Source organism: Mesorhizobium sp. M1A.F.Ca.IN.020.06.1.1 (genome assembly GCF_004023265.1).
Lineage (GTDB): Bacteria > Pseudomonadota > Alphaproteobacteria > Rhizobiales > Rhizobiaceae > Mesorhizobium.
In genome coordinates, this window is the sequence record NZ_RZSR01000128.1 from 1 (window position 1) to 9,165 (window position 9,165).

The 9,165-nt window shown below is 63.8% G+C and carries 10 protein-coding genes and 1 pseudogene; 6 read left to right on the forward strand and 5 right to left on the reverse strand.

Going from position 1 to position 9,165, the window contains the following annotated elements:
• Window positions 1-340 precede the first annotated feature (340 nt).
• Together EOA60_RS08380 and EOA60_RS08385 are read left to right on the forward strand one after the other, a co-directional pair.
• The gene (locus EOA60_RS08380; RefSeq protein WP_067323688.1) at window positions 341-1,081 is read left to right on the forward strand and encodes a Bax inhibitor-1/YccA family protein; all 741 of its coding nucleotides are present in this window, start codon (window positions 341-343) and stop codon (window positions 1,079-1,081) included.
• 113 nt (window positions 1,082-1,194) lie between these two features.
• On the forward strand, window positions 1,195-1,770 hold the full coding sequence (locus EOA60_RS08385) for a GNAT family N-acetyltransferase (protein ID WP_095825172.1): 576 nt from the start codon (window positions 1,195-1,197) through the stop codon (window positions 1,768-1,770).
• Here EOA60_RS08385 and EOA60_RS08390 read toward each other — a convergent pair.
• From EOA60_RS08390 to acnA, 5 genes are all read right to left on the reverse strand, one after another.
• A complete protein-coding gene (locus EOA60_RS08390) occupies window positions 1,767-2,153 on the reverse strand; it encodes a DUF2794 domain-containing protein (protein ID WP_095825213.1) in 387 nt (128 codons plus the stop codon). The genes EOA60_RS08385 and EOA60_RS08390 overlap by 4 nt on opposite strands.
• A 427-nt stretch (window positions 2,154-2,580) precedes the next feature.
• Window positions 2,581-3,006, reverse strand: coding sequence for a GNAT family protein (locus tag EOA60_RS08395; protein ID WP_245322416.1), 426 nt, complete (start codon window positions 3,004-3,006; stop codon window positions 2,581-2,583).
• Complete coding sequence (locus tag EOA60_RS39840; protein WP_348627458.1) at window positions 2,945-3,175, reverse strand: GNAT family N-acetyltransferase; 231 nt, start codon at window positions 3,173-3,175, stop codon at window positions 2,945-2,947. Before EOA60_RS39840 ends, EOA60_RS08395 begins: the two co-directional genes overlap by 62 nt.
• Before the next feature lie 64 nt (window positions 3,176-3,239).
• Entirely contained in the window at window positions 3,240-4,028 is a 789-nt protein-coding gene (locus EOA60_RS08400; RefSeq protein WP_095825171.1) for a thioredoxin family protein, read from the reverse strand.
• Window positions 4,029-4,379: 351 nt separating this feature from the next.
• Window positions 4,380-7,070 (reverse strand): aconitate hydratase AcnA, encoded by a 2,691-nt coding sequence (gene acnA, locus EOA60_RS08405; protein WP_127335306.1) that lies wholly within the window; start codon window positions 7,068-7,070, stop codon window positions 4,380-4,382.
• A 283-nt stretch (window positions 7,071-7,353) separates the two neighbouring features.
• Between acnA and ccmA the strand changes: the two genes are divergently transcribed.
• The 4 genes and pseudogenes from ccmA to EOA60_RS08425 all read left to right on the forward strand — a co-directional run.
• Window positions 7,354-7,956 (forward strand): heme ABC exporter ATP-binding protein CcmA, encoded by a 603-nt coding sequence (gene ccmA, locus EOA60_RS08410; RefSeq protein WP_095825169.1) that lies wholly within the window; start codon window positions 7,354-7,356, stop codon window positions 7,954-7,956.
• 40 nt (window positions 7,957-7,996) lie between these two features.
• Entirely contained in the window at window positions 7,997-8,662 is a 666-nt protein-coding gene (gene ccmB, locus EOA60_RS08415; RefSeq protein WP_095779955.1) for a heme exporter protein CcmB, read from the forward strand.
• A gap of 128 nt (window positions 8,663-8,790) precedes the next feature.
• Window positions 8,791-8,964, forward strand: a complete 174-nt coding sequence (gene ccmD / locus EOA60_RS08420) for a heme exporter protein CcmD (protein ID WP_095782730.1) — start codon at window positions 8,791-8,793, stop codon at window positions 8,962-8,964.
• Window positions 8,961-9,165 (forward strand): annotated as a pseudogene (locus EOA60_RS08425) (DsbE family thiol:disulfide interchange protein); the annotation flags it as partial. The gene ccmD and the pseudogene EOA60_RS08425, both read left to right, overlap by 4 nt.

The following is a 9,165-nucleotide window of genomic DNA, read 5'->3' on the forward strand; positions in this document are numbered from 1 at the left end:
ATCCTCGTCTCGCTCGCCGTCACCGTCGGCATCGGCCTTGCCGGCACCTGGCGGGTGCTTGGCCACAAGGCGGCGCCGGTGCTGCGCGAGCTTTGATCCGGCAGCGCCCTTCGGTGGCCTGTCTGCGTTAAATCTTGGTAAGAATGCCGGCGGGAAAAGGCTGAAAATCGGGCTTTTGCTTTCTCACGAAGCGTTACCGCTCGTTACCGTCTTGTTCTTGAGGTCGAGAACGCTCATATTTCGCGCTAGGCATGCTGGAGTCCCGCCAGCGGCGCCTGGTCCAAGGAGGTCGCTCCAAGGACCTGTCACCGGACGGGGCAGAAGCAATAGAGGATTTCCAATGGCTGATCCCATTCGCAACTACCAGACGTCCGCCGCCTCCGGCGCGCGCGTCGATATCGATCAGGGCCTGCGGGCCTATATGATCAAAGTCTATAACCTGATGGGGCTTGGCCTGCTCATCACAGGCATTGCCGCCTGGGGCGCATTCCAGCTGGCCGTCACCGGCGACGGCCAGCTCACCGCCTTCGGCCAGCTCATCTATGCTAGCGCGTTCCGCTGGGTCGTTATTCTGGCGCCTCTCGCTGCCGTGATGTTCCTGTCCTTCAGGATCCAATCGATGAGCGTGGCTGCGGCGCAGACCACATTCTGGGTTTATGCCGGCCTTGTCGGCCTGTCGCTGTCGACGATCTTCCTCGTCTACACCGGCACCAGCATCACCCAGACCTTCTTCGCCACGGCCGCGGCCTTCGGCGGCCTGTCGCTCTACGGCTACACGACCAGGCGCGATTTGAGCGCGTTCGGCTCGTTCCTGATCATGGGCGTGATCGGCCTGCTGATCGCGATGGTCATCAACATCTTCCTGGCGTCGTCGGCGCTGGCCTTCGCCATTTCGGCGATCGGCGTGCTGGTGTTCGCGGGTCTGACCGCCTACGACACGCAGCGCATCAAGGAGATGTATTTCGAGGGTGACGTCGCGGATGTCGCCGGCCGCAAGGCGATCATGGGCGCGCTGCAGCTCTATCTCGACTTCATCAACCTGTTCATGTTCCTGCTGCAGTTCATGGGCGATCGCCGCTAAACGGTAGCCGTCCGGCTGGACCATAGACTTCGGAAAGGGCGGCCCAACGGCCGCCCTTTCCTTTTGTGCGCTCCTCTGCTGATATTGAGGCAACAGGAAGAACTGCACAAATTATGAGCAATCTGGCGATCAGAGCCGCTACTGCGGCCGACCTCGACCGAATAACCGAAATCTATGCGGACGCGGTCACGCACGGCACCGCAAGCTACGAACTGGAGCCGCCCAGCCGCGCCGAAATGGGCGATCGATTCGACAGTTTGGCACGAGGCGGCTTTCCCTATCTTGTGGCTGAAAGGGAGGGCGTCGTGCTCGGCTACGCCTATGCCGGACCGTTCCGGCCCCGGCCCGCCTATCGCTTCACCGTCGAGGACTCGGTCTATGTGGCGCCCCAGGCCAAGGGCCAGGGCATCGGCCGCCTGCTGATGCTGGCGCTCATCGAGGCGGCGCGCCTGGCCGGCTTTCGCCAGATCGTCGCGGTGATCGGCGACGGCCATGCCGACAGCGCCTCGGTGCGCCTGCACGAGAAGCTCGGCTTTCGTCACTCCGGGCGCCTGGAAGGCTCGGGCTACAAGCATGGGCGCTGGCTGGACACCGTGTTCATGCAGCTGCCGCTCAACGGCGGCGCGGAAGTGCCGCCGGATCCGGAGTCACTGCCGGAGCGGAGATTTCGCGGCAAATTGGACAGTTAAGCTTCGACTAGCTTCAGCTTGGGATCGAAGACGCCGAGCACGCGGCCGAGTTCCTGACTGCGCTTGAGGATGCGTCCGCCGGCGGCGATGACGGCGAAGGCGCCCTGTCGGCGCGCCAGTTTCGGGTCCTTGACGATCTGGAACAGCGGCACTTCGCTGGCGCGGCGGAAGACCGAAAAGACAGCGCGATCGGAAAGATGGTCGATCGCATAGTCGCGCCATTCATTGGCCGCCACCATGCGTCCGTAAAGCCTTAGGATCTGGTCGAGCTCGCGCCGGTCGAAGCGCACCGGCTGGTCGAGGCGTGCGCTGCGCGCCTCATGCAGCGGGATCAGTATTCCGGATGCTTCCCCATCCTCCGTCCCGCTGCTGTGATCGGTCATGCCGCGATCCTTCGATTGAATCTTGCGCCGGCCAAGGTTCGCGCTTTCGCGGCCGAATTGCAAGGGCCGGCGAAGCAGGCTTGCGGTCCGCCGTTTCCGAAAGGTCCAGTCACGTTTGCAAAACGCGTGTTGGAATTGGTGATGCTCTGCCACATTGTCGCCACAAATTATCCGCGCTCATGCCCCAATGTCCGACGAGTTTACCCGCGTTGCCTGAGACGGTTCGGTCCGGCACCGGCTCGTAAACCCCAAGCCCCCCGCCCACGGGTCAGCGTCGGATCGAACCAACCTCGGTTTTTCCTTGGAAAAATCAGGTGCGACGATCCCAAAACCTGAATAACCGGCGTCAGAAGCAAGCTGACGCCGGTTTTTTCATGCCTGTCCGCTCTGGCCCGCCGGCCCCTGTCTCGCGGCCCGGCGGGCGTCATCACAATGCACGCTCAGGGAAGAGAGCTGGAACCGCTGCGCTGGATGAGCGACCAGTCCTAAGGAGCGCATACAGGATCTCATCGCGCCAGATGCCGCCGACACGCAGATGATCACGCAGTAGGCCTTCGCGCCCGAATCTGAGTTTCTCGACCAATTTGCGCGACGGGGTGTTGTTGGGATCGATGAACGCCTGCAGACGGTGCAGGCCGAGATCGTCGAAACAGAAGTCGAGCATCGCCGAGACAGCCTCGGTGGCCATGCCCCGGCTCTGATATGCGGGGTTGATGAAATAGCCGATGGCCGCACGCTTGTTGCGGATGTGGCCATCGTGATAGCTGACGAGGCCGAGGCAGCGGTCAGTCTCAATGTCGGCGACCGCCCAGTGCCGATGGTAGGACGGGGTGCAGGCGACATATCTGAGCACGGTGCGCTCGGTCTCGGTGCGCTTGGTGTGGACTGGTGCGTTCCAAAAACCGCATCGCCTCCGGGTCGGCAAAGCATTCGTGCATCGCATCCGTGTCCTCAGCCCTGAACTGACGCAGGCGCAGCCGCGTCGTTAGGAGAATCGGGTGCGGCTCGGGTCGCTTTGCCATGGATGCTCTGCTTCGTGGGCCCCGGCCGGCTTTCGTCGGCGATCAGGTTTTGTCAGCGGAGCCGTCAGAGCCGGTCAGGCTTGCGGATGAGCGCGGCGCCGAGAATCGGTCCCGGGACGCCGTCTTTGCCGACGGACTGCAGCAGCACGGCACAGCCGCCCTTCTTCGCAATCTCCGTCATCGGCAGCTCGTAACGCTGCGCCTTGCCGTTCCACATGCCGGCGATCTGGATGTCGGAAACGGCGTTCCAATAGGTCATGTTGCGGCCGCTGTTTTCGCCCTGGCCGATCTTCACCATCTGCGGCGGATCGAAATAGACGATCACCACATGGGCGTCGGTCGGCCCATTGCCGGCATCGCCGGCGTCAATCATGACCCGATCGCTGGTGCGGCTCACCTTGATGCCGACCCGCATGCCCTCGCCGGTCCTGTCCATGCGGGCCAGCTCGCCGTCTATCTCCTTGCGGTTGGCGCCGTTGACATGGCTGCGACCGTTGATGACGGCTTGCGGGGTATAGACCGAACGGCTGCCAAAGGCGCGCATATAGTCATACTGCCGCTCGGTGTTCTCTTTGTTGCTCAGCGTGTCCTGCCAGCCCAGATAGTCCCAGTAATTGACGTGATATGCGAGCGCGACGACATTTTCCTTCGCCGCCAGCTCGGCCAAGAATTCATCGGCCGGCGGACAGGAGCTGCAGCCCTGGCTGGTGAACAACTCGACGACGCCCAAAGGCTTTTCAGTCTGCGGCTTGCCGGTCGCGGCTTTCTCAAGCTCGGCTGCCGAGGCCACGCGGCTCAACGCCGTGAGGACCAGCGCAACTGCCGTAAGCCGCAATGGTCCTCGCAATGCCATGACCGTTCCAATTCCCGCCGGTCACGCCGGCCTTGTTCTGGTTGCTAAAATATGTGGCAGAACGGACAGTCAACGGGAAGTCACGTTGCGGTGAAATTTTGTCGCCGCGACCGCAGGTAAGGCGGCGACAGGAGGGGCCACTGCATTCTTCGACCCGGTTCGATTTCGGGACCGCATCGCCGCGAAGGGGTAAGTTTGCTGCTGCCGGAGGATTTCTATTGCGCGCCAATCGGACTTGGACTTTGAGCCGGGCGGAGAATGCTTGGCCTGCCGCAGTTTAATTAGAACGTCAGTAGGCACTAGGCAGTGGGAGTATCTCCCCCCTGCCTATGCCTACCCTATTCCCTGTCGCTACGCAGCCAAATCGCGCAGCACGTATTGCAGGATGCCGCCGTTCTTGAAGTAGTCGAGTTCGTCCAGCGTATCGATGCGACAGATGATCGGCACGTTCTTCAGCGTGCCGTCGCCATAGGTGACCTTGGCCGTCATCTTCTGGCGCGGCTTGATGGCATCCAGGCCGTCGATCTCGACCAGCTCGTCGCCCTTGAGGTTGAGGGAAGCCCATGAGGTGCCGTCCTCGAAGACGAAGGGGATGACCCCCATGCCGACCAGGTTCGAGCGGTGGATGCGCTCGAAGGACTGGGCGATGACGGCGCGGACACCAAGGAGGTTGGTTCCCTTGGCTGCCCAGTCGCGCGAGGAGCCGTTGCCATATTCGACGCCGGCGAAGATGACCAGCGGCACGCCTTCCTTCTTGTATTCCATGGCGGCGTCGTAGATCGACATCTCCTCCTTCGAGGGATAGTGGATCGTGTAGCCGCCTTCGCGGCCGTTCTCGCCCAGCATGTGGTTGCGGATGCGGATGTTGGCGAAGGTGCCGCGCATCATCACCTCATGGTTGCCGCGCCGCGTGCCGTACTGGTTGAAGTCGGCGACGCCGACGCCGTGCTCGGTGAGGTACTTGCCTGCCGGCGAAGCCGCCTTGATCGAGCCGGCCGGCGAGATGTGGTCGGTGGTGATCTTGTCGCCGAAGAGACCAAGCACGCGCGCGCCCTTGATGTCGCCCACTTTGCCGAAGGCGCGGCCCATGCCGGCGAAATAAGGCGGGTTCTGCACATAGGTCGAATGATCGTCCCAGGCATAGGTCTGGCCTTCCGGCGCCTTCACCTTCTGCCAATATTCGTCGCCCTTGAAGACGTCGGCATATTTGCGGGCGAAAAGCTCGCGCGTGACGTTCTTCTCGATGAACTCCTGGATCTCGGCCGAGGTCGGCCAGATGTCCTTGAGATAGACCGGCTTGCCGTCGCTGCCCTCGCCGAGCGGCTCGGTGGTGAGGTCCTTGGTGACGGTGCCGGCCAGCGCATGCGCCACCACCAGCGGCGGCGAGGCGAGATAGTTCGCCTGGACGTCCGGAGAAACCCGGCCTTCGAAGTTGCGGTTGCCGGACAACACCGCGGCAGCAATCAGGCCTTTGTCGTTGATGGTCTTGGAGATCGGCGCCGGCAGTGGGCCGGAATTGCCGATGCAGGTGGTGCAGCCGAAGCCGACCAGGTTGAAGCCGATCTGGTCGAGTTCCTTCTGCAGGCCGGATTTCTCGAGATATTCGGCGACCACCTGGCTTCCGGGCGCCAGCGAGGTCTTCACCCACGGCTTCTGCTTCAGGCCGCGCCGGTTGGCATTGCGAGCCAACAGGCCGGCGCCGATCAAGACGCTTGGGTTGGAGGTGTTGGTGCACGACGTGATGGCGGCGATCACGACGTCGCCATGGCCGAGATCGTGAGCGGTGCCTTCGACGGCGTAACGCTTCGAGATCTCGACGGCCTTTTTGTACTCGGTCTCCATCGCCTTGGCGAAGCCGGCGGGAATATCCTGCAGCGCGACGCGGCCTTCCGGGCGCTTCGGGCCGGCCATCGACGGCACGACGTCGCCGAGATCGAGCTCGAGCAGATCGGTAAAGACCGGATCGGCCGAGCCGGCGTCGCGCCACATGCCCTGCGCCTTGGAATAGGCCTCGACCAGCGCGATGCGGCTTTCCTCGCGGCCGGACATTGTCAGATAGCGGATGGTCTCGCTATCGACCGGGAAAAAGCCGCAGGTGGCGCCATATTCCGGCGCCATGTTGCCGATGGTGGCGCGGTCGGCCAGCGTCATGTTGGACAGGCCTGGGCCGAAGAACTCGACGAACTTGCCGACGACGCCCTTCTTGCGCAGCATCTGGGTGACGGTGAGCACGAGGTCGGTGGCGGTGACGCCTTCCTTGAGCCTGCCGGTGAGGCGGAAGCCGATCACCTCCGGCAGAAGCATGGAGACCGGCTGGCCAAGCATCGCGGCCTCGGCCTCGATGCCGCCGACGCCCCAGCCGAGCACGCCCAGGCCGTTGATCATGGTGGTGTGCGAATCGGTGCCGACACAGGTGTCGGGATAGGCTGTGGTCTCGCCCTCTTCCGCGTTGGTCCACACCACCTGTCCCAGATATTCGAGATTGACCTGGTGGCAGATGCCGGTGCCCGGCGGCACGACGCGGAAGTTGCGGAAGGCCTGCTGGCCCCACTTCAGGAACTTGTAGCGCTCCTCGTTGCGCTCATATTCGAGCTCGACATTGCGGGCGAAGGCCATCGGCGTGCCAAATTCGTCGACGATGACGGAGTGGTCGATGACGAGATCCACAGGCACCAACGGGTTGATCTTTTCCGGATCGCCGCCGAGCGCCCTGATGCCGTCGCGCATGGCCGCGAGATCGACAACGGCCGGAACGCCGGTGAAATCCTGCATCAGCACGCGCGCCGGGCGGTAGGCGATCTCGACGCCGGCAGTGCCCTTGTCGGTGAGCCATGCCGCGACCGCCTGGATGCTTTCCTTGGTGACCGAGCGGCCGTCTTCGTTGCGCAGCAGGTTCTCCAGCAGCACCTTCATCGAATAGGGCAGCTGGGCAGTGCCGCCAAGGCCGTTTTTCTCCGCCTCTGCGAGGTCGAAATAGACATAGTCCGCGCCACCCACGGTCAGGGTGCGGCGGCAGTTGAAACTATCGAGGGATTTCGTCACGGCGATCCGTCCTTGTCTGTTCAGCCTGAAAGGGAACGGACGCCGTTGGCATGCAATCACGCGCAAAGGTGCGGGTACGGCCATTTCCGCTGTCCGCTCCCGAGCAACCCGAGCCGTTGAAGGCGGCGCGTGCGCTGGTTCGGCGCTAATTCTGTTCCCGCGCCGACCGCTGGCACGGATGAACCGCATATAGAGAATTTTCTGGAATAGTTCTAGACAGTCGAAAAGCAAATTTGTGCGATGCGGCGGCGGCCGCGAAACGGTGCTTTCGGGACGGGCAAGGATGCGGCTGATCGCCGAAAATCTGGGCGGCGAGCGCGGCGGCGAGACGGTTTTTTCCGGTATCGAATTCGCCCTCGAAAGGGGCGAGGCGCTCGTCGTCACCGGGCCGAACGGCGCCGGCAAATCGACGCTTTTGCGGGTCATCGCCGGCTTGCTGCCGCCGGCCGAAGGCAAGGTGAAGGTCGAGGGCGGCGGCGACGAGTTTCCATCGGTCGCTTCGGCCTCGCACTATCTCGGCCATCTCAATGCGATGAAGACGGCATTGAGCGTCGAAGAAAACCTGGGCTTCTGGCGCGCCTTCCAGGGCGAGGCTGGTTTGAGCGTGGGGCAGGCGCTGGAGACGGTCGGATTGGATGGGCTCGGGCACCTGCCGTTCGGCTACCTTTCGACCGGGCAAAGGCGGCGCGCGTCGATCGCGAAGCTCCTGGTCAGCCGCCGGCCGGTCTGGCTGCTCGACGAACCCACCGCAGGGCTGGACAAGGCTTCGGAGGAGCGGTTTGCCGGGTTGATGAGAGGGCATTGCCGAGAGGGAGGCATCATCGTGGCGGCCACGCATTTGCCGCTCGGGCTCGAGGGAGCAAAGACGTTGAGGATGGGTGACTGATGTCGGCGCGAGGCACCCCTGGGCGAAGGCATATCAAGTCATGCTAGCCCTCTTCCTCCGCGATATCCGCCTCTCCATCCGCGCCGGCGGCGGCGCGCTGATCGGCGTCATCTTCTTCCTGGCGGTGATTGCCACGATCCCGTTCGGCGTCGGGCCCGACCTCAACCTGTTGTCGCGCATCGGTCCGGCGATCCTGTGGATCGCCGCCCTGCTCGCCTGCCTGCTTGGGCTCGATCGCCTCTTCCAGGCCGATCGGGAGGACGGCTCGCTCGATCTTCTGGTGCTCAACAGCGACCGTCACATGCTGGCGTTGACGGTGCTGACCAAGTGTCTGGCGCATTGGGCGGGCAGCGTGCTGCCGCTGGTGATCGCGGCACCTTTGCTCGGCCTGTTCATGAACATGGAGCCGCTCGGTATCGGCGCGACGGCATTTACGCTTCTTGTCGGCACGCCGGCCATAACCTTCATCGGCGCCGCCGGAGCGGCTGTGGCTGTGGCGCTGCCGCGCGGCGGGCTCTTGATCTCCGTGCTGGTGCTGCCGCTCACCATTCCGGTGCTGATCTTCGGCGTCTCGGCGAGCTATGGCGCGGTGGCCGATCCCGCGCCGTTCCTGCAGCCCTTCCTCATTCTTGCCGCGCTGACGCTGTTTCTTGCCGTGGTCGGACCGCTGGCCGCGGCGCTGGCGTTGAGGCACGGGACGGATTGAGGCGCTGGGGCGTTTCTCAACTGCGGCGCCGCGCCTGATTGCGCGGCATGTGCCGCAGAGTTAAGGGAAGGCATGGTCGAACGGATTGGCATGGCAGGCGCGGAAGGTGCGCAGATGGAGCGGCTGATATGAGCGCGCATGCTCTCTATGTCGCCGCCGCCTATGCCATCAGCGCGATCGTGCTCGTCGGGCTGATCGGCTGGATCCTGCTCGACCAGCGGGCGCGCAAGCGTGAGCTCGCGGCGCTCGACGCGGCCGGCGTGCGGCGGCGCTCCGACAAGGCCGGGACGGCGAAGCCGTGAGCGCGGAAACCGGAGCCCCGGCATCGCCCCGTCGCCGCCTGTTCGTGCTGCTTCCGCTGCTGGTATTCCTGGGCTTGGCGGGGTTGTTCCTGTCGCAGCTTTTGTCCGGCCGCGACGAGTCTGAAATTCCCTCGGCCCTGATCGGCCTGCCGGCGCCGCAGACGAACCTGGCGCCGCTCGAAGGCTCGAACCTGCCAGGGC